The following is a 20,140-nucleotide window of genomic DNA, read 5'->3' as shown; positions in this document are numbered from 1 at the left end:
TCACTCGGCCAGTACCGCGTGGGCGATCGTCCGCGCGGTCCCGTGCGTCATCCGGTTGACGAAGTAGTGGCCGCCGTCGACCTCGTGGTGGTCGTGGCCCTGCTCGGTGCACTCCCGCCAGGTCTGCGCCAGAGCACCGCTCACGACCGGGTCGTCCCGGCCGCGCAGGGTCGTCACCGGGCAGGAGAGTGCGGGCCGCCTCCCGTGCTCGTACCGCTCCCACAGCGCGAAGTCGGCTCGCAGCATGGGCAGCAGGAACTCCAGCATGTCCGGGTTGGCGAGCAGTTCCCGGGGCAGCCCGCCCCGCACCCGCACCGCTTCGGTGAACTCCTCGTCGGGGAGCTCGTACAGCGGCGCTTGCGCCGGGGCGACATACGGGGCCGGCTGGGCCGCCGCGATCAGGCGGCTCGGCCGTACGTCGAAGCGCTCGGCCATCTCATGGGCCACGTCGTGGGCGAGGAGAGCCCCCGCGCAGTGCCCGTAGAGCGCGAACCGCCCGGTGCAGAAGGGCCGCAGCGCGATGGCGCAGGCGCGTACCAGGGCCCGTAGGTCCGTCGGCGGGTCCTCCCGTGCGCGGTCCTCCCGGCCCGGCAGCTGCAGCGCGAGGACCTCGACCGAGTCGGGCAGGAGGCCGGGCCAGGTCCGGTAGACGGAAGCGCCGGCGCCCGCGTAGGGCAGGCAGATCAGCCGCACCTTCGGCGCGGCCCTGGCCGACCTGCGGATCCACGGCGATTCGGCGGTGAACCCGGCCCCCGTCACGAGGCGTCGCCGAATCTGCTGCGGACGATCTCCGCGATCTCCTCGTCGCTCCTGCCCTCCACCAGATCGAGCGCGCTCGCGAGCTGGTCGCGCCGCTCGCTCTCCCTGGCGAGCGCCTCGTCGATGATGCGGGCGAGTCCGGCGACGGTGGGCGCCGAGAAGAACTCGGCGATCGGTACGTCGACGCCGAACACGGTCTTCACCCGGGGTGCGATCCGGATCGCCTGGAGGCTCGTGCCGCCGAGGGCGAAGAAGTTGACGTGCTTGGCGACCTTGGTGCCCAGCAGCGTGGCGAAGACCTCGGTGGTCACGGTGCGCTCGGTCGGCGTGCAGTCCTGGAGGTCGCTGTCGGCCGCGCTCTCCAGTCCGGCGAACTCGACCGCGGGCAGCGCCCTGCGGTCGACCTTTCCGCTCTGGGCCAGCGGCACGTCGGACAGCGGTACGAGCACGGTGGGGATCATGGTCGGCGGCAGCCGGTTGCCCAGTGCGGACCGCACGGCGTCCAGCTGGAGTTCCGTTCCGTCCTCGGGCACCACATACGCGACGAGCAGTGTGCCGCGGTGCGGGTCGACCGCTACGTCGGCGACGGCCCGCGCGACCCCGGGGACGGTCTGCAACGCGGCCTCGACGTCGCCCAGTTCGATCCGTACGCCCCTGACCTTGACCTGCCGGTCGGCCCTGCCGAGGAAGGCGAGGTCACCGGTGTCCCGCCAGATGGCGAGATCCCCTGTCAGGTACATCCGCGAGCCGGGCGGGCCGTACGGGTCGGGCCTGAAGCGCTCGGCCGTGAGGTCGGGGCGGCCCAGGTATCCGCGCCCCAGCCCCCGTCCCGCTATGGCGAGTTCACCGACGGCGCCGGCCGGGAGCAGGCCGCCGTCCGCGTCCACCACATAGGCGCGGTGGTCGCTCATGGCCCGGCCCATGGGCGGTGACTCGGCCCATCGTCCCTCGCAGAGCTTGGCCAGCACCGTCACCGTCGTCTCGGTGGGGCCGTAGCCGTTGGTGAACGCGCAGTGGCGGGCCCAGCGGGTGGTCAGCTCGCCGGAGAACGCCTCTCCGCCGACGAAGGCGGCGCGCAGGTCGGCGTAGCGTTCGGGCGTGAGCAGCTCCATGATCGCCGGCGGGAGGTCGATGACGGTGATCCGCTGGTCGACCATGAGCGCGTCGATGGAGTCGATGGAGGACCGCTCCTCGTCGTCCACCATGTACAGCCGGGCGCCGGACAGCAGCGCGCCGAAGATCTCGAACACGGAGACGTCGAAGCCGACGGACGCGAACTGCAGCATGCGGTCCTGCGGGCCGAGGCCGAACATGTCGCGCACGGTCCGGATGAATCCGGTGACGTTGCGGTGCTCGATGAGGACGCCCTTGGGCACACCCGTCGATCCGGACGTGTAGATGACGTACGCCAGTTGCTCGGGGTGCACCCGCACGTCGGGCGCGGTGCCGGGCAGCCCGGACACGTCGTCCTCCATGTACGCCACGCGCACCCCGGCCGGTCCGAGCACTCCCTCGGCGCCTTCCGAGGCGAGGACGACCCGGGCGTCGCAGTCGGCCAGGATGGACATGACCCGTTCCGCGGGCTGGCCGAGGTCCACCGGTACGTAGGCGGCGCCGGCCTTCAGGACGGCGAGCATCGCCTCGACGACCGGGCGCCCGCGCCTGACCAGGACCGGCACGCAGCTTCCCGGCTCCACTCCGAGCTCCAGCAGCCGGTGCGCGCGCCGGTTGGCCCGCGTCTCCAGCTCTCCGTACGTCGTCTCCCCGTCCCTCGCCGCGAGGGCGACCCGGTCCTTGTGCTCCCGGGCCACGCGCTGGAACACCTGGTGCACCGAGTCCGCGGAGTAGGGTCCGAGGGGGGCGTTCCACTCCTCCAGAACGCTCTCCCGCTCGTCCCGGCCGGTGATCGAGAGGTCGGTGAGGGACGCCTCGGGGGAGGCGCAGCCGTCCGCGAGCAGGCGCAGATAGCGGTGGACGAGCCGTTGTGCGGTGGAGTCGTGGTAGAGCGCCGTCGCGTAGCGCACCGTCACCGCGGGGTCCGGTCCGTCGAGCACGGTCTCCAGGGACAGTTCGTAGGGGCTGGCGCCCGTGTCCAGCTGTTCGGCGGACATGACCAGGTCGCCCGCAGACGCCGTCACGGGCGCGTGCGTCCGGGCGTCGAAGCCGATCTGCACCAGCGGAAGTCTGGCCGGGTCGGGGTCGAGGTGGAGTCCGTCCAGTACGAGCTTGAACGGGATACCGCCGTGCCTCTCGGCCTCTTCGCGTACGGCGTTGGCCCTGCGGACCACCTCGGCGAACGACAGGTCGTCCACCCCTTCGAGGCGCAGCGGCAGCAGATTGCCGCAGTCCCCGACGAGCGGCTCGGGAGCGAAGGGGCCGGGCACGGTGTGCCGCATCCCGACCGTCAGGTCGGTGGCGGCGGTGTGCCGGGCCAGCAGCGCGTAGAAGGCTCCCAGCAGGACGTCCTTGCCGGGGACCCCGAGCCGCTCGGCGAGCGCCTGTACCGAGGCCGCCAGTCCGGGCGGCAGGGGGCTGCTCGCCGCGGCGGAGGTCAGATCGAGGAGCCGGGACCGCGGCCGGTCCGCCGGCAGTTCGGTGTTCTCCCAGGCGGCGAGCGCGCGCTGCCAGAACTCGGCGCAGTCCCTGGCCTCCTCGCCGTCCACCCACGCGCGCTGCCAGCTCGCGTACTCGCCGAACTGCGCGGCGTCCCCGGCGAAGGACGGCTCCTGCCCTGCCCGGCGTGCCCGGTACGCCTCGGCGAGATCGGGAAGCAGCACCTCCAGGGACCGGGGGTCCATGACCAGGTGGTGCGTGACGAGGACGAGCACGTGCTCGACGGCGGACACCCGGAGCAGGCGGAAGCGCACGGGGCCCTCGGCGTTGAGGTCGAATCCCTTCCGCAGCTCCGCGCGGACGATCCGCGCCGCGTGCTCCTCCGGGCCCGGTGATCCGCAGGCCTCGCTCTCCAGCGGGACGGGCCTCGGCTCCCGTACGACCTGGATCCCGGTCTCGTGCTCGTGCGGGAACACGGAGCGAAGGACACTGTGCCGCTCCAGCACGTCATTCAGTGCGTGTTCGAGCGCACGCTCGTCGAGCGGCCCCCGGAGGCGAACGGAAAAGCCGAGTCCGTACGCCGCGCCGCTGGCCGAAACCTTGTCGAAGAGCCACAGCTGTTCCTGCCGGAAGGACAATGGCGCGGTGCGCACACCTCGTGAGACATTGTCCAGCCGGGAAATCAGATCCGCTCTGCGGTCGGCCGACATACCGCGCAGTCTTCGGAGTAACTCACTTTGCTGACTCATTTCTCCCCAAGTCCACCAAGAGTGACGAGCAGTTAAACCGGAATGGCGTGTTCGGGTCTTACGCTTCGCGCCCTGTGCGGCCTCGGAATCATCAACTCCACTGCACAGCAAGCCATCTGAGGGGCTGTCAAAGCACTGCGAAGGTTGTGAACGTGTGCCACAGTAGTGTTGACATCGAGTCTCGACAAGGATCAAGCCATGGATTTCGGCGTCCCTAACAGAACCCTTGACTTCAGACAAGAGCTCAAATCCACCCTGTCGGCCGCGGAGACCCGCCGCCTGTTGCAGGCGGTGCACCAGAGGGACGACGGTATGGACGGCGACGTCCGGGAGCTCTATCGTCATCTCGGGCGCGCAGGTATTCTCGCCCCTTCGTGGCCGGCCGAATACGGGGGCAGGGACGGAGACTTCACCGAGACCGTCGTGCTGCTGGAAGAGCTGGTCAGACACGGAATACCGCAGAGCCTCTACTACATCTCCGTCCAGATCGTCGGCTCCCTGATTCTGCAGTCGGGCACACCGGAGCAGAAACGCACGCTCCTGCCGAGGCTCGCCTCGGGGGACCTCACCGCGTGCATCCTCTTCACCGAACCGGAGCACGGCTCCGACCTGGCGAGCATCACCACCCGAGCCACCCGGGAGCCGGGCGGCGAGGGCTGGGTCGTCAACGGACGCAAGACCTACAACCTCAAGAGCGCCTACGCCGACGTCGCCCTGTGCGCCGTCCGGACGGACGAGAGCGAGAGCCGGTACCAGGGGATCAGCCTGTTCCTCGTCCCCATGAGCACGGCAGGAGTATCCGTACGTCCCCTCCCCAGCCTTGCCGACGAGCAGTTCCACGACATCGCGCTGGTGGACGTGCGCGTCGGGTCCGAAGCGCTCTTCGGCGCCGCGGGGCAGGGGTGGTCGCTCATCACCCGGATGTTCGCCGCGGAGCGCAGCGGACTCGACTACTACGTCAGGGCTCGGCACTGGCTCGGCCTCGCGGCGCGGAGCCTCACCGCGCCCGACGGGGAAGACGGTGACGTGCGGGGCGGACAGGCGGCGGAGTTCGCGAGACACCGGGCGCGGCTCGACGCGAGCCGGCTCCTGACCTGCCGCGCCCTTCAGCATCTGCAGGAGGACAGACCCGACATCAGTGATGCCTCGCTGGCCAAGTGGCACTGCAGCGAGACCGCCCAGGCCATCTCCTGGTGGTCGCTGGACGCCCTGGGCAGCCAGGTCATCGAGCCCGGCTTCGAGACCGGCGGCTCCGCACTTGAGGCGGCCTATCGCGAGGCCCCCGGGCTCACGATCTCGGGCGGCGCCTCGGAAGTACTGCTCGACATCGTCACAGGTGCCCGGTTGCTCGAGGACGTGGAGACAGGGGGATAAGCGCGTGGATCTTCAGATGGACCCCTTTCAGGTCCAGCTCGCCGCCGCGGTGGACGCCGCGCTCAGCAGGACGAGCGACGTCCAGGCCGAGCTCGCGGCGATCGGGGTGCCCGAACTCGGCCTTCCCGAGCGGCTCGGCGGGTTCGGGCTCGGACTCGGCGCCGACATCGTCGTCAACGTACAGCTCGGACGCGGCCTCGTACCGCTGGCCGCCCACCGGGAGACCGTACTGGCCCTGGAGCTCGCGGCAGCCGGCCAGCTGCCGGACTCCCTGCTCGGGCAGGTCCTCAAGGGCACCGCTCACGCCGTCACGATCGGTGTGCACACCGCGCCGACCCTGCGCGCCGACAGCGAGAACCGGCTCTGGGGCGAGAGTGAGCACCTGCCGGACTGCGAGGTGAGCCTCGCGGTGGTCCGCGCGGTGGCCCGGGGCGGGGACGTCCGCTGGTACGTCGTCCAGCCGGACCCCGCGACCTCCGGCTCACGCACGAGCACGCTGCTCGGCCTCCCGGGCCGGCGGCTGCAGTTCACCGGAGCGCCCGCGACGGTGACCGCCCCGGACGAGGGTGAGCTGCGGCGGAGCCTGGACGCGGCACGCATCAGGCAGGCGGCGGTCCTCCTCGGCGTCGCGGACCGGGCCCTCGATGCCGCACGCGGTCATGTCAATCACCGCAGGCAGTTCGGGCGGCCGCTGGTGGAGCTCCAGACGGTCGCCCACCGGCTCGCCCACCTGGTCGGGATGGCGGACGGCTGGCGGCTTCTGCTGCACGAGGCGGCCTGGCGGCACGACCTCGGCCAGGACTGCGCGGCCCACGCCGCCCAGGTGCTCGCGGCCGCGACCGAGCATGCCCTGGACTCCACCCGGCAGGCGCTCCACCTCCACGGGGTGCGGGGCATGCTGGCACATTCGACCGCGGCGACGGCCTACCGGATCGCCTCCGTGGAGGGCACCCGGATGGGCACGGCCGGCCAGCTCTGGCGGGAGGCGGGGGAGGCGCACCTCGCCTCGCCGGGCGCGGCTCCGGGACTGGCGGAATGAGGCGGCGGATCAGCCGGCCACCAGGCCGGAGCGCAGCCGCTCCATCAGCTCCGCCGGGGCTCCGAGGAAGGTGTAGTGGGTGCCGGGGAGGACGACCTTGTCGGCCTCGGCCCACCGGGCCCAGCCGCCCATCAGCTCGTGGGGCACTTCGTGGTCGTGCTCCCAGCCCACCACGGTGAGCGGGCAGGGGGCGCGGCCCGCCTCCGGCTTCACGTAACGCCTGTTCGCCTCCAGATCGGCCGTCATGACCTCAAGGAACATGTCGACCATCTCGGCGGGAGGGTCGGCCGATCCGAGCTCACCGAAGAGGCCGGACAGTTCGGCCCGCAGACCGTCCTCCGACAGGCCGAGGAACCGGCCGTGCGGACCGTCCTGCGGCGCGACCTGCGAGGAGACGAAACAGCGCGCGGGCGGGCGGAGCCCGAGTTCCTGTATCCGCAGCACGGTCTCGAAGGCGGGGAGCGCACCGCCGCAGTGCCCGAACACTCCGTACGGCCGGTCCAGGTACCCGGCGATCCCGTCCACCACGTCCACCGCGAGCTCTTCGTAGGTCCCGTAGTGCGGCTCCCGCATCCGGTTCTCCCGGCCGGGGAGCTGGAGCGGCAGCACTTCGACCGCACCGAGCCGGGACGGCCACTTCAGGAACATCGAAGCACCACAACCCGAGTACGGGAAGCAGAAGAGACGGTACTCCGCGTCATCCGAGGGGGTTTTGAGAAACCATTTCGACATCGTCACCCGTTCTGCCCACCCTTTTCCTTCGACTATCCGCGACGCCTTGCGATCGGGGCGATCGTAGCGGGGTCCAGCAGCCACTGCTACTGCCGTGTTTCGTCAACTAACCTACTGGGAAGCGAAGTTGTGGTGAGACTTGATGAGGGAGATATGCAGGGGGAGAATTCCCGGGTGCCGCTGGCCCCTATCCAGCAGCACTTTCTCCATTCCGGCGGTTCCGGCGCGGCACAGAATGAATGCACCGCCATGCGCATCAGGGGCGCGCTCTCTCCTTCCGCCCTCGCCCAAGCGGTATCCGCGCTGATACAGCGGCACGAAATTCTGCGCAGCACGGTGGACGACGCGGACGGCGGACCGGTCCTTCGCGTGCTGCCCGCCCCGTCCACACCACCGCTGACCTGGCTTGATCTGAGCGGTCGGGAGGCGGCCGAGCGCGAGCCGGCGATGCACGCCGCGACCAGCGAATTCGCCGCGGCCCCCGTCGACCTCGCGACGGGACCGCTGCTCGGACTCCTCGTGGTGAGACTCGCCGAGGACGAACACGTCCTCGCCCTCTCGGTCCACCACCTGATCGCCGACATCACCGCCGTCCGCATCATCGTGGACGAGCTGAGCCGGGACTACGCGGCGGCACTGTCCGGGGCGGACTCCCCCGTACCGGATCCCGGCCTCCAGTACGGGGACTTCGCGCAGTGGGAGCGCGAGGCGCTGCTCCCCCTCGCGGAGCGGACCGACGGGGAGTTCTGGCGTGCCGCCCTCGCCGGCGTCCCGGCCGCGCTCGACCTGCGGACCGACCGTCCCCGCCCCGCTCTCAAGGGCACCGAGGGGCGCCGGAGCGAGTTCCGGTTCGCCGACGCCCTCGGCCCCAGGCTGGTCGCCTTCGCCCGCGAGCACCGCACCACCGTCTACGCGGTCTCCCTCGCCGCCTTCGCCGCGCTGGTGAACAGGTCCACCGGGGCCGCCGACTTCGTCCTCGGCGTCCTCGCGGCGAACCGGTCGGCCCCCGGAACGGCCGAACTCGTCGGCCAGTTCGCGAACACGCTGCCGCTCCGCCTCGACGTGGGCGGCGACCCCTCCTTCGAGGTGCTGACCGAACGCTGCGGGGACACGGTGGCGAGCGCCGTCGACCACGAACGCCTGGCGCTGAGCCGCATCCTCGCGCTGGCCGGACCCGCACGCGACCCCAGCCGGACCCCGCTCATCCAGCACCTCTTCCTCCCCAGGCTCGACGCGCTGGGCACCACCTCGTTCGGCGGCCTCCCGATCACTCCGGTCGAAGTCCGGCGGGGGCGGGGGCGGTTCGACACCATCGTGGAGTTCGAGGCCACCGCCGACGCGGCCGCGGCCTGGATCGAGTACGACACCGCGCTCTACACCGAGCAGGGCATCGCCGAGCTGATGAGGGACTACGAGCGGCTCCTCGGGGCGCTGCTCGACGAGCCCCGGCTGCCCCTGTCACGCGTCGCGTTCGCCTCCGGGCCCTCCGACGACGTGCGCCGCGCGGCGTACGAGGCGGGGGCGCCCGTCAGATCGGCCCTGAGCGCGGCGGAGGGCCCGCCCGGGTCCGGCGCCCTCACCGTCGTGGACGGCGCGATCGCCGGCGCCGACCTCGTCCGGCTGCGGGAGGAGCCCGGGGCGCGCGTCATCCGGATGCTCCCCCTCCCCGGCACGGAGACCGTCCTGGCGGTGGATCTCACCGGGCTGCCGGGGGAATGGCCGGTCGTGCTCGCGCCCGAGCCCGGCCGGCTCGTGCTCGGGGACGGCGCGCCCGAGCTGTCCGCGTACACACCCGCCTCGCTGCACGTCACCCACGAGGACCGCGTCATCCCGACGGGCCTCACCGCGCGTCTGAGCCCGGCCGGCGCCGTCCAGCTGGTGTCCGGGGTGGAGTTGGTGACGCACAGCGCCCCCGCGGCGGCTGCCTCCCCCTCCGGTGACACCCTGCTCTCACTGGTGTGCGAACTGTGGGCGGAGACCATGGAACTGCCGGCGGTGCGGCCCGATGACGACTTCTTCGTCATCGGCGGCCACTCGATGCTCGCCGCTCGGCTGGTGGCGAACGTGAGCGAGAGCCTCGACGCGGAGCTCGGTATCCGGGCGCTGTTCGAGAACCCGACGCCCGGCATGCTCACGGAGGAACTGCGCCGGCGGTATCCGTACCTGGACGACGTGCTGCGCCTGGTCGCCTCGGCCCCGGAGAGCGGACCCGCGGAGGAACCGGCGCCGCCGCCCCGCCGGAGCCAGGACGAGCGGCTCGTCCCGCTGCTCGCCGCGCAGAAGCAGCTCTGGCTGGCCGAGCAGGTGAACCCGGGGCTCCTCACCCACACCATTCCCCTGCTGCTCCGCATCGACGGACCGCTGGACGGCGGCGCGCTGCGCGCCGCGGTGGGTGACGTCGTCGCCCGGCAGTCGGGGCTGCGCGGGAATTTCCTGGAGACCGGCAACGAACCCGTGCAGCGGATCGCGCCGTTCCGCGGCTTCGACGTCCCCGTCGTCGACCTGGGCCACCTGCCGCCCAGCATCCGCGGAAAGCAGAGTCGCGCCCTGGAGGAGGAGACCGCGTACGGGGGCTTCGACATCACGAGCGACTCCTTGCTGCGCGCGCGCCTGGTACGTCTGGGCGAACACGAGCACGTACTGCACCTGCTCTTCCACCACCTCGTCACCGACGAGGTCTCGATGACGATCTTCATGCGCGAGCTCTCCGCCTTCTACAACGCGCGGACCGGGCAGCACGCCGTACAGCTGGACGAGCTCGTACTCGACTTCGCCGAGCTGGTCTCGGGCGAGCAGGAGATGCTCGCGGGCCGGGAGGGCGACCGGCTGCGCCGGTTCTGGACGGGAACGCTCGCCGGCGCACCCGAGCTGGACCTGCCCACCGACCGGCCTCGGCCCGAGCGGCCCACCCACCGGGGTGAGTTCCTGGAACGACGCGTGCCCAGGGAGCTCGCCGACGCCATGAGCCGGCTCGCCCGGGAACACCGGGTGACCGCCTACACCGTCTTCCTCACCACGGTCGTGGTCCTGCTGCACCGGCTGGGCCGGCAGGACGACTTCGTGGTCGGCGTTCCCACGGAGAACCGCTCCAGTCGGGGGTCCGAGCAGCTGATGGGCTGCTTCCTCAATGTCGTCCCGGTGCGGGTGGACTGCTCGGGGGACCCCGCCTTCGGCGAGCTGCTGGACCGGGTGAGCGCGAGCCTGCTCCGGTCGTACGAGCACCAGCGGCTGCCGTTCGCCGAAATCCTGGACGCGGTCCGCCCGGACCGGCGCCCGGACCGCCATCCCCTCTACCAGGTCACCTGCGAACTGCAGCTCGACGACTGGATGCCGCTCGACCTGAACGGCTGCACCTCCCGCTACGAGCTCCTCTCGCACGGCACCGCCCGGTACGAGCTGTCGTTCCACGGAGTCATCCGTGAGGACGCCTTCCTGGTCATGCTGGAGATCAACACGGGTCTGTGGGAGCGGGAGACGGGTCTGCGGCGCATCGACCAAGTCGTGGAGCTGCTCACCCAGGTGACCGCGGAACCGCACACGCCGGTCTCCGGGCTCGGCCTCCGACCTAGCTCACAGGAGTGAACAGTGCCACTGCCGAAGCAGAACGGTCCCCGGATCCTCGCGCTGTGGAGCGCACCGCGTTGCCGCTCGACGGCCTTCATGCGCATGATGGCCGAACGAGGCGACTTCCTCGTCGTCCATGAACCCTTCTCGCACGTCGCCGATTTCGGGGTGGCCGAGGTCGGCCCTCTCCGGGCCAGCAGCGAGGCGGAGGTGATCGCGGCCCTGCGGGAGCTCTCCGCACGGCGTCCGGTCTTCTTCAAGGACACCACGGACTTCCACTACCCGGGCCTGCTGGCCGACTCCGCGTTCCTCGCGGAGGCCACCCACACCTTCATCATCCGCCACCCCCGGGAGGCGATCGCCTCGCACTTCGCGCTGAATCCCTCGTTGAAACAGGATGAGGTCGGGTTCGCACGGCTGGCCGGGATCTACGACGCGGTCGAGGCGACGGGCCGTGAACCGCTGGTCGTCGACTCCGACCTCCTGATGGCGCGGCCCGCCGACACCGTCGCCGCGTACTGCGCCGGGGTGGGGATCGCCTACCGGGAAGAGGCGCTGTCCTGGCAGCCCGGGATGCGGGAGGAGTGGCGCAGGACCCGGCGGTGGCACGAGTCGACCAGCAGGACGAAGGGTTTCGCCGAGGTGGCCTCCCCGTACGAGACCACCACGGACAACAACGCGACACTCGCCGGGTACCTGCGGTTCCATCTGCCCTTCTACGAGAAGCTGCTGGCCCGGCGGATGACGCTCCCTTCCTGACAGCGGCCTCCGCGAGGGGTCAGTAGACCGCGTTCCGGGCCGCTGCCAGATGGGTGTCCGCCATCAGCCGGAGGGCGCGGCGGTCCAGCTTCCCACTGGGCAGCTGCGGCAGCGACCCGACCACGGTCAGCGTCCCGGGGACCATGTGGTCGGGCAGCCGCTCCCGCAGTTCCTCGCGTACGGCGTCCGCGTCCAGCGGCTCCTTCGCCAGGACGAAGGCGACGAGGACCCGGTCGATGCCCTCGTCACCCGCCACCGTGGCTCCGCACGCGCTCACGGCCGGGTGGTCGCTGACGGCCGCCTCGACCTCCGCCAGCTCGACGCGGAACCCGCGGACCTTCACCTGGTCGTCGGCCCGGCCGAGGAAGTCGAGCGCGCCGTCGGCACGCCTGCGCACCAGGTCACCCGTGCGGTACATCCGCTCGCCGTGGCCGTCGGGCGCGGGCAGGAAGCGTTCGGCCGTCAGGGCGGGCCGGTTCCAGTAGCCGTACGCCACCTGCGCGCCGGCGACGTGCAGCTCGCCGATCTCGCCCACGCCCAGCTCCCCGCCGTCCGCGTCGAGAACGTACACGCGGTTGCCGGGGATGGCGGTGCCGATCGGAGGGAGGGACAGCCACCGGGCCGGATCGGCCTCCAGCGGATGGTGCGTGACGGCGTGGGTCTCGACCGGGCCGTAGTGGTTGAACATCCGGCACCCCGGCAGCCGTGCCATGAGCTCGCGCAGGGCCCTCGTGCACTGCAACTGCTCGCCCCCGGGAATGATCTCCCGCAGGGACGCCGCCTCGACGTCGACCGCGTCGGCGACCATCACGAGGGACTGCAGCCCGACGTACGGGAGGAAGATCCGCTCCACCCGGGCCGCGATGACGAGTTCCCACGTACGAACCGGATTGCGGCGGGTCTCGTGGTCGATGCAGACCAGCGTCCCGCCGCTGGCGAAGGTGGAGAAGATCTCCTGGAGGGATACGTCGAACGAGATCGCCCCGTACTGAAGGGTGCGGCTCCCCGGGCCGCAGCCCGATGCCTCCGTCTGCCAGCGGACGAGGTTCGCGAGGCCGGCGTGCGGCATCAGCACGGCCTTGGGACCACCGGTCGACCCCGAGGTGTAGAGCAGATAGCAGCCGTCGGCCGGATCCGGTTCCTTCAGCTCCTCCGCGGCTTCGCCGCCGTCCTCACCGCTCAGCACCTCCGCCAGCACGCAGGCCTCCCGCCCGTCCGCGGTGAACGGTCCCAGCGTGTGCTCCTGGCCGACCACCACGGCCGCGCCGCTGTCATCCAGCATCATCCGCAGCCTGGCGGCCGGATAGGTGACGTCCAGGGGCAGCACCACGGCGCCGGCCCGGAGAACGCCGAGCAGCCCGACCAGCAGCGCGGGCGAGCGCTCGGCGGCCAGCGCGACGATGTCCCCGCTCCGCACGCCCCGCGCCCGAAGGTGTCGCGCGAGCCTGCCCGCGTCACGCCAGAGCTCCTCGTACGAGAGGGAGTCCGCCCCGTCGACGACCGCCGGGAGCGCCGCATGCTCGGCGGCCGCCGCGCCGATCGCACCGACGACGGTCGTCGCGTCCTGTATCCGCGTCACCGGACCGGCCCCCCTTCCGGGGAGTGATCGTCCGCGAGGACCCGTTCGAGCTCCGCGAGCACAGCGGCGAGCCCCGGATTGCGCATGATGCTGTAGTGGTCGCCCTCGACCCGGGACACGACCAGGTCGGGCGCGTACGGGCGCCAGGCCGGCGCCGCGGCGGGCGACTTGGAGGCCTGGAGGAGGTGCACCCTCCCCGGGTAGGGGGCTTCGGGGCGGTAGCCCGCCAGGTTCCGGATGTGCGACCGGTAGACGGAGTACTGGCGCATCATCTCTTCCAGGTCGAGGACCTCGGGCACATCGGGGCCCAGGCGTTCCAGGATGTCGGCGAACACCCGGCGCGGCGGGAGCAACGCCATGTCGGGCGAGGCCGGGAGCGCCAGGTCGAAGTCGGCGCGGACGCCTTGCAGGTATCCGTCGAGCAGCCGCGCCTCGGCATCGGGCGCGGCGGGATCCCCTTCGAACAGGGCGGAGTCGATCAGGGTGAGGGGCACGGCGGGGCCACCGTTCGCGGCATGGAGGCGGGCCATCTCGAAGGCCACCACGCCGCCCAGTGACCAGCCGGCGAGCGCGAAGGGCGCGTCCGCGATCTCCTCGGGCAACTGCTCCAGGTAGTGCTCGGCGAGCGCGGTGAGCGAAGCCCCCGGGTGCCGTCCCTCGAAGGCGTACACCGTCCGGTTGGTCAGCGCGGTGGCCAGAGGGCCGTAGCAGAACACGCCGCCGCCCGCGGGGTGGACCACGACCAGGGGCAGGGGCGCGGAGCCGGACTGCATCCGGACCAGGTTGCCGCCGGCCCCGCCGCCGCTGGAGACGGTGGCGATGCGCGCGGCGAGATCGGCGATCGTGCGGTAGCGGAACAGCACGCTCACGGGGAGATCGACGCGTGTCGCCCGGCGTACGCGGCTCATCAGCTGGATCGCCAGCAGGGAGTGCCCGCCCAGCAGGAAGAAGTTGTCGTGGATCCCGATCTCCGCGACGCCGAGCACGGACCGCCAGATCTCGACGAGCAGCCGCTCGGTGTCGGTGCGCGGAGCGACGCGTTCGTCCTCGGCCTCGTCGGCGCCCTCCGTATCGCGCAGGGCCGCCAGGTCGGCCGTTCCCCGGTCCGTCAACGGCAGCTCGTCGAGGAACAGATACGCGTCGGGGACGAGGACGCCGGGCAGCAGCCGCTGTGCGTGCGCCCGTACCGAGTCGCGGAGGTGCGGGAGCTCTCCCCACTCCCCCGCGGGCGTGAGACAGGCGGTGAGCCGGGCGGGCCCTTCGCCGTTGCCGTCGGACGAGGAGACGACCCTCGCGTCACCGATGGAGCCGTGGCCCGCCAGCGTCTCCTCGATCTCGCCCCGGGGCACCCGGACCTGCCGCACATAGGTCTGAGCCGCCTCGGCGCCGAGCACCTCCAGCGTCCCGTCCTCCCTGAACCGGCCCAGATCGCCGGTCCCGGCCTCGTCCGCCGCGTCGGGCCCGGTGCTGACGCACACCCGTCCCGGCGCTCCGATGGGAGCGAACTGGCCGTCGGCGTCCCGGATCCGTACGGCCAGCCCCGCACAGACGGTCCCGGCCACGTCATGGCCTGCCGGAACGTCCCCGTCGCACCTGCGGCTCGCGATGTCGCCGATGCCCGCGCCCCGGTAGACCGACCAGAACTCGGTGTCCGGGAGGGCCCGCAGGCAGCGCCGTTCGAGGCCGAGGCCCAGGGCCTCGCCCGTGACGAGGACCCGGCGCGGTCCCGGCGCGGCCTCTCCCCGCTCCACGGCCCGGATCACCTGGTGCAGCAGTCCGGGCGCGATGCTGAGGGTGTGGACGTCCTCCTCGGCCAGTACGTTCAGCACGGCGTCCAGCAGTCCGTCGCCCGCCTCGACGAGCACCAGCTGCGCGCCCGCGCCGAGCACCCACAGTGCCTCGTCGGGTTCGACGGCACCGGCAGCCGCCGCGATCACCGCCACGCTGCCGGCCGGCAGCTCGAAGCCCCCCGCGCGCCGGGCGACCGCCCGGCGCACTGCGGGATCGGAGCCCATCGCCCGCCAGGCCGGGAGCAGTTCGCCGGTCACCCGGCGCTCGGCGTCCGGACTCGACGGCGGGTGGACGCGGACGACCGGCGGGCCCGCCTCCGTGCCGCCCGGCGCGGGCCGGGTGTGCTCCTGAACGGTTCCGCCGACCCGGCCGAACTCGTCGAGATCGGCGGGCTCGAACAGGTCGAGGCCGCTGAGGGGGACGTCGGGCTGTGCGACCGCCGCGGCGAGGAGGCGTTCGAGGAGCCCGGACATCCGGGCGATGGCGGCCGCCGGGAAGAGGTCGCGGTTGTACAGCCAGGATCCGCCCATCCCGTCTCCTCCGACGAAGGCGTTGAACTCCAGGTCGAAGCGGACGATCCCGGTGTCGAAGGGCACCAGGTCGGCGTCCAGGTTCGGCAGCCGCAGTCTTTCGTTCGACGCCGACTGGAAGTTGAACAGGACCTGGAAGATCGGTGTGACCGTCGGGTTGCGATCGGGCTGGAGCTCCACCACGAGCTTCTCGAACGGCATGTCCTGATGGGCGAAGGCTCCGAGGGCGACCTCGCGTGCCCGGCCGACCGCCTCGTTCAGGCTCGGCCGGCCCTTCAGGTCCATCCGCATGACGAGGGTGTTGACGAAGAAGCCGATCATCGCCTGCAGCTCGCTGTGGGTCTGTCCCGCGGCCGGCACGCCCACCACGATGTCGTCCTGGGCGCTGTACCGCTGCAGCAGCGCGGTGAAGCAGGACAGCACCACGGAGAACGGGGTCGTCCTCGCCCGCGCGGCGAAGGCGAGGATGTCCTCGCGCAGCCGGTCGGGGAAGGCGAACTCGTGGATTCCGCCGTTGGCACGGTGGTGGACCGGCCGGGAGGCGTCGAGGGGCAGCTGCAGCAGGCCCGGTGCGCCGTCGAGGGACTCGCTCCAGTAGGCGCTCAGTTCCTTCGCCCGCTCGCCGGACAGCCGGGCCCGCTGCCAGAGCGCGAAGTCGATGTACTGCTGCTCCACGGGGGGCAGTTGTGCCTCGGCTCCGTCGCGGACCATTCCGTACAGCCCGTCCAGCTCCCGGAACAGCGTCACGATCGACCAGCCGTCGCAGACGACATGGTGCACGGTCAGGCAGATCAGGTGGTCCTCCGGGCCCGTCCTGACGAGCAGGACGCGTAGCAGGGGCCCCTTCGCGAGGTCGAACGGCTGCCTGATCGACGCCTTGACCCGCTGGTCCGCCGCCTCCCGCGGATCGCTCTCCGCGCTGACGTCGCAGACGTCGACCACCGGCTCGTAGGGGGCGCACACCCGCTGGACCGGGACGCCGTCATTGCTGAGGAACACCGTGCGCAGGACTTCGTGGCGCCGGATCACCTCGCCCAGCGCCTTGCCCAGCGCGCCGGGGTCGGGAGCGGTGCGGGTCCGCAGAACGATGGGGACGTTGTAGGCACTGCTGCCCGGGACCAGGCGGTCCAGAATCCACAGGCGCCGTTGCGCGAAGGAAACGGGGCCGGTGCGGGTCGCCGTGCTTCGTCGGGTATCGGCCAGCATCGCCGCAAGCCGTCTGCGCTTGGCTGCGAGGCTGTCTGTCGCGTCCTGGTCCTGCAAGGCAGCTCATCCCCTTCTACGGTCCTGCACCATGACTCAGACTGCGACCCGCAACTCCACCGGTACCTCGTCGAAGAGCGTGTGCACGGAGCCCAGGACGATCCAGATCGTCGCTATCCATGCCATCGCCGCGGCCACGAAGAAGGTCGTCGCGTTGTTGGACACCGCCGCGATGCCACTGCCGAGCAGCGGACCTATCGCGTTGGCCCCCCACACGAACGGCAGCGCCACACCACCCACACGCCCCATGGCCTGCGGGGGTGTGGCCTTCTGGATGAGCGTCATGATGCCGACGTTCGCGATCGGGGAGGTGAACGAGGAGATGAGCTGCGAGATGACGATCACCGTGAAGGCGAAGGTCGTCCCGCCCGTCTGGGCGGTGGGAAGCAGCACGAACGCCACACCGAGCACGAGGTGGGTGAAGATCAGGGTCCGCCCCATGCCGTACTTCGCGTTGATCTTCCGGGAGAGCATCGCCCCGGCCACGACGGCGAAGCCGCCGGCCGCGAGGGCCAGGCCCAGCCGTCCCGGACCGAAGTCCAGATCCTTGTACGCGTAGACGATGATCATCGCGAGCGTCATCGAGACCGCCATGTTGCCGAAGGTCGCCATCAGCGTCAGATAGCGCAGCAGGCGGTTGCCGAAGGTGAGCCGCACCCCGGCCCGGAGCTCCCCCAGCGTCGCGCCGAATCCCCGCGCCGCGACGGCGGGGGCCGGCTCCTTCGACCGGATGAAGAGCAGGGTGAGGCTTGAGACCAGGTACGAGAAGGCATCGGCGGTGACGGCCTTGGCGGCGCCGATGAGGCCGACCAGACCACCACCGGCGGAACGGCCCAGGACGACCGCCAGCGACCGGCTCAGCTGCGTCTTGGCATTCCCGTCCGCGAAATCCTCCCGCTCCAGCAGATTCGGCAAATACGCCTGGTACGCGAGTTGGAACACCACATCGAATATGCCCTTGACCAGCGCGGCCACATACAGGTGGGTCACGGTGAGATGGCCCAGCACCGCAACCAGCGGCAACGATCCGAGCGTGACGAAACGCCCGATGTTGGCAAAGTGCATCAACGGCTTGCGACGGAATCGGTCGGTGAACACACCGAGCAGTGGTGCGAGGAGTACGAACGGTATCCATTGCAGTGCAACAAGGACACCGACGCCCAAAGTACCTTCACCGAAGACGAGCACAGCCAATGAGGGAAGCGCGATGATGCTGATCTCGCTGCCCAGCAGACTTACCGACTCACCCGACCACAGCAAACCGAAGTCGCGGTTTCGGAAGAGTAATGACTTGGACTTGCCTTCCATAACGTACGTCCGACCTTTCCGAGTGAGCATGCGCGTCAGAAGTGCGGTCTTTTGCAGACGAATCCGACGGCGCTTACAAATGACACCAACCAGGTTGGTCAGGCTACGAGTTGAGGCCCACCGGAGCAAGCCCTGTTCCGCTGCCGGAAATTACCGGCGACTGACGAATACCGCCTTCATCACCGCTCCGCTCGCCACCGCTTCCAGTGCGGCGCGATGGTCCTCCAGAGGAAAGGCGGTCACCATACTGGCCAGATCGAAACGGCGGGCAAGAGCCGGGAGCAGCCGTACGTACTCGACGAGGTGCGCGCCGCTGAACGCCCAGGAGCCGACGACGTCGAGTTGCCGGTGGACGATCTGGTGGGGATTGATCACCGTGTCACCGCTGTCGGTGTACTGGCCGATGATCAGATACGAGCCGCCGCGCCGGCAGAACCGCATTCCCTGGCTGATCGCCGCGGGCACCCCGGTGCATTCGATGACGAGGTCGGCGCCGCCCCCGCCCGTCAGGCCGAGAACCCGGTCCATGGCGCGGTTCAGGTCCTCGGCCTCGACCAGGTTCACGTGGTGGTCGGCGATCCCCGCCTTGGCCGCGAGGCCGAGCCGCTGCTCCGGGCCCCCGACGAGGATGACCTTCGACGCCCCGGCGAGTTGCGCCAGCGCGGCCGCGGCCAGCCCGACGGGGCCGCTCCCCTGCACCACGACCACCTCGCCGACGCGCACCGGGCGGCGCTCGTACAGCGCGTGCACCATCGTCGGTCCCGCGCAGGCCAGCGACATCGCGGCCGACCGCCCCACGCCGGCCGGCAGTTTGACGACCGTGGTCCCCTGCCGCAGCACGATGTACTCGGCCCAGGAGCCGGAGAGCGCGGGTTCCTCCGTGGTCGGGCGGTTCACCCCGTAGGTCCGCCGGTTCTCGCAGAGCGTCGGCTCCCGGTGCACCTGGCAGAAGACGCACTGCCCGCAGGCGATCGAGGAGGCCCACATGACGTCGTCGCCGACCGCGAGCGGGGAGCCGTGGGCGTCCCGGTCCATCCCCTCGGCCAGCTCGTGAACGGTGCCGAGCCCTTCGTGCCCGAGCACGAGCGGGGTGGGGATGGCCAAGTGGCCCCGCTGAAGGTGGAGATCGGTACCGCAGATGCCGCCGAAGCGGCTCTCCACGACCAGTCCGCCGGGTGGCGCGGGCGGGACGTCGAACTCGCGGAGCACCAGGGGCTCGCCGAATTCCTCCAGCACGACCGCCTTGCCCGTGGTCGTGCCGTGTGCCGTGGGCCCAGTCACTTCGCCCCACCTCCGGCGAGGGAGTCCAGCGGTTCGTCGGCCGTCCTGAGGGGCGTCGTGTCACGGCAGATGAGGTACTCGGGCCGGGGTTCGTTCACGGGGCGGGGCTGATTGGCCACCTGGTTGTAGGTGGCGATCAGCAGTTTACGCGGGAAGGGCGACATGTTCGGGGCCGAGCCGTGGACGACTTCCGGGTCGAAGAACACGACGGAGCCGGCCGGGCACTTGGGACTCTGCATCCCGTGTTCCTGGACGAGCCCGGCCATCTGGGACTCGGTCAGCCGTATGTCGTCCGGGTCCAGGTGCTGCTCGGATCTCTGCTCCCGCCGCCTGCCCTCGCTCACCAGGCCGTTCCGGTGCGAACCGGGGATGAAGATCAGCGGGCCGTTGAACTCGGTCACGTCGTCGAGGTAGAGACCGACGTTGAGCAGTCGCGGTGCCGGAAGGTTGTCGGCGACCTTCCAGGCGAGGTAGTCCTGATGCCACGCCCAGAGGTCACCGGTGAACGGGGGCTTCGCGTTCACCTTGAACTGGTAGAGGTAGAGGTCCTCGTGCAGGAGCTGATGTGCGGGGCCGAGCAGCCGGGAGGACCGCACCAGAGCCGCGAACTCGGGCTGTCGCCGATGCGAGCTGTACACCGCGCGAACGGTGTCGCCGTGCTCCTCCATGATCCGCTGCTCGCCGGGTATCAGACCGTCCCTGCGGAAGGCCTCCCGCAGGGCGTCGACCTCTTTCCCGTCGAAGACCGACTCCACCAGCAGAAAGCCCTGGTCCCGGAACAGCCCCACCTGTTCATCGTTGAGACGCATATCTCCCCCTCTTCCTGGAATGCGGCAGAAAGTCGTACCGGGCACACGGG

The 20,140-nt window shown here is 70.8% G+C and carries 12 protein-coding genes; 4 read left to right on the top strand and 8 right to left on the bottom strand.

Annotated elements, in window-relative coordinates:
* Both ACIP89_RS04425 and ACIP89_RS04420 read right to left on the bottom strand, forming a co-directional pair.
* Positions 1-759: a thioesterase II family protein gene (locus ACIP89_RS04425; RefSeq protein WP_401922619.1), complete on the bottom strand. Its 759-nt coding sequence runs from the start codon at positions 757-759 to the stop codon at positions 1-3.
* On the bottom strand, positions 756-3,965 hold the full coding sequence (locus tag ACIP89_RS04420; RefSeq protein WP_402112953.1) for an amino acid adenylation domain-containing protein: 3,210 nt from the start codon (positions 3,963-3,965) through the stop codon (positions 756-758). Before ACIP89_RS04420 ends, ACIP89_RS04425 begins: the two co-directional genes overlap by 4 nt.
* A 294-nt stretch (positions 3,966-4,259) precedes the next feature.
* Between ACIP89_RS04420 and ACIP89_RS04415 the strand changes: the two genes are divergently transcribed.
* The gene (locus ACIP89_RS04415; RefSeq protein ID WP_401922615.1) at positions 4,260-5,435 is read left to right on the top strand and encodes an acyl-CoA dehydrogenase family protein; all 1,176 of its coding nucleotides are present in this window, start codon (positions 4,260-4,262) and stop codon (positions 5,433-5,435) included.
* 16 nt (positions 5,436-5,451) lie between these two features.
* A complete protein-coding gene (locus ACIP89_RS04410; RefSeq protein WP_401922614.1) occupies positions 5,452-6,474 on the top strand; it encodes an acyl-CoA dehydrogenase family protein in 1,023 nt (340 codons plus the stop codon).
* Positions 6,475-6,483: 9 nt separating this feature from the next.
* Here the strand turns inward: ACIP89_RS04410 and ACIP89_RS04405 are convergent, their stop codons facing one another.
* Positions 6,484-7,206, bottom strand: a complete 723-nt coding sequence (locus tag ACIP89_RS04405; protein WP_401922612.1) for a thioesterase II family protein — start codon at positions 7,204-7,206, stop codon at positions 6,484-6,486.
* A gap of 153 nt (positions 7,207-7,359) precedes the next feature.
* On the opposite strand from ACIP89_RS04405, the gene ACIP89_RS04400 reads away from it, so the two are divergent.
* Positions 7,360-10,788 carry a condensation domain-containing protein gene (locus tag ACIP89_RS04400; RefSeq protein ID WP_402112951.1) on the top strand — a complete coding sequence of 1,143 codons (3,429 nt, stop codon included), beginning with the start codon at positions 7,360-7,362 and terminating at the stop codon, positions 10,786-10,788.
* Between the two features lie 3 nt (positions 10,789-10,791).
* Positions 10,792-11,529, top strand: a complete 738-nt coding sequence (locus ACIP89_RS04395) for a sulfotransferase family protein (RefSeq protein WP_401925311.1) — start codon at positions 10,792-10,794, stop codon at positions 11,527-11,529.
* Positions 11,530-11,548: 19 nt separating this feature from the next.
* Here ACIP89_RS04395 and ACIP89_RS04390 read toward each other — a convergent pair whose 3' ends face one another.
* From ACIP89_RS04390 to ACIP89_RS04370, 5 genes are all read right to left on the bottom strand, one after another.
* Positions 11,549-13,108: an amino acid adenylation domain-containing protein gene (locus ACIP89_RS04390; protein WP_402112950.1), complete on the bottom strand. Its 1,560-nt coding sequence runs from the start codon at positions 13,106-13,108 to the stop codon at positions 11,549-11,551.
* Positions 13,105-16,692, bottom strand: coding sequence for a condensation domain-containing protein (locus tag ACIP89_RS04385; RefSeq protein WP_402112948.1), 3,588 nt, complete (start codon positions 16,690-16,692; stop codon positions 13,105-13,107). The genes ACIP89_RS04390 and ACIP89_RS04385 overlap by 4 nt, the downstream gene beginning before the upstream one ends.
* Positions 16,693-16,728: 36 nt before the next feature.
* The gene (locus tag ACIP89_RS04380; protein ID WP_401922600.1) at positions 16,729-18,000 is read right to left on the bottom strand and encodes an MFS transporter; all 1,272 of its coding nucleotides are present in this window, start codon (positions 17,998-18,000) and stop codon (positions 16,729-16,731) included.
* Between the two features lie 150 nt (positions 18,001-18,150).
* Entirely contained in the window at positions 18,151-19,281 is a 1,131-nt protein-coding gene (locus ACIP89_RS04375; protein ID WP_401922598.1) for a zinc-binding dehydrogenase, read from the bottom strand.
* Positions 19,278-20,090, bottom strand: coding sequence for a phytanoyl-CoA dioxygenase family protein (locus ACIP89_RS04370; protein ID WP_402112946.1), 813 nt, complete (start codon positions 20,088-20,090; stop codon positions 19,278-19,280). Before ACIP89_RS04370 ends, ACIP89_RS04375 begins: the two co-directional genes overlap by 4 nt.
* Positions 20,091-20,140: the final 50 nt, after the last annotated feature.

Source organism: Streptomyces sp. NPDC088730 (assembly GCF_044751215.1).
Classification (GTDB): Bacteria; Actinomycetota; Actinomycetes; order Streptomycetales; family Streptomycetaceae; genus Streptomyces.
This window is presented reverse-complemented; position numbering and strand designations above follow the sequence as displayed.

What these genes read in the sequence shown, in the direction of transcription:
- ACIP89_RS04415 (WP_401922615.1), top strand. Translation starts at nt 4,260, where the DNA reads ATGGATTTCGGCGTCCCTAACAGAACCCTTGACTTCAGACAAGAGCTC.
- ACIP89_RS04410 (WP_401922614.1), top strand. Translation starts at nt 5,452, where the DNA reads ATGGACCCCTTTCAGGTCCAGCTCGCCGCCGCGGTGGACGCCGCGCTC.
- ACIP89_RS04405 (WP_401922612.1), bottom strand. Translation starts at nt 7,206, where the DNA reads ATGTCGAAATGGTTTCTCAAAACCCCCTCGGATGACGCGGAGTACCGT.
- ACIP89_RS04400 (WP_402112951.1), top strand. Translation starts at nt 7,360, where the DNA reads ATGCAGGGGGAGAATTCCCGGGTGCCGCTGGCCCCTATCCAGCAGCAC.
- ACIP89_RS04380 (WP_401922600.1), bottom strand. Translation starts at nt 18,000, where the DNA reads ATGGAAGGCAAGTCCAAGTCATTACTCTTCCGAAACCGCGACTTCGGT.
- ACIP89_RS04370 (WP_402112946.1), bottom strand. Translation starts at nt 20,090, where the DNA reads ATGCGTCTCAACGATGAACAGGTGGGGCTGTTCCGGGACCAGGGCTTT.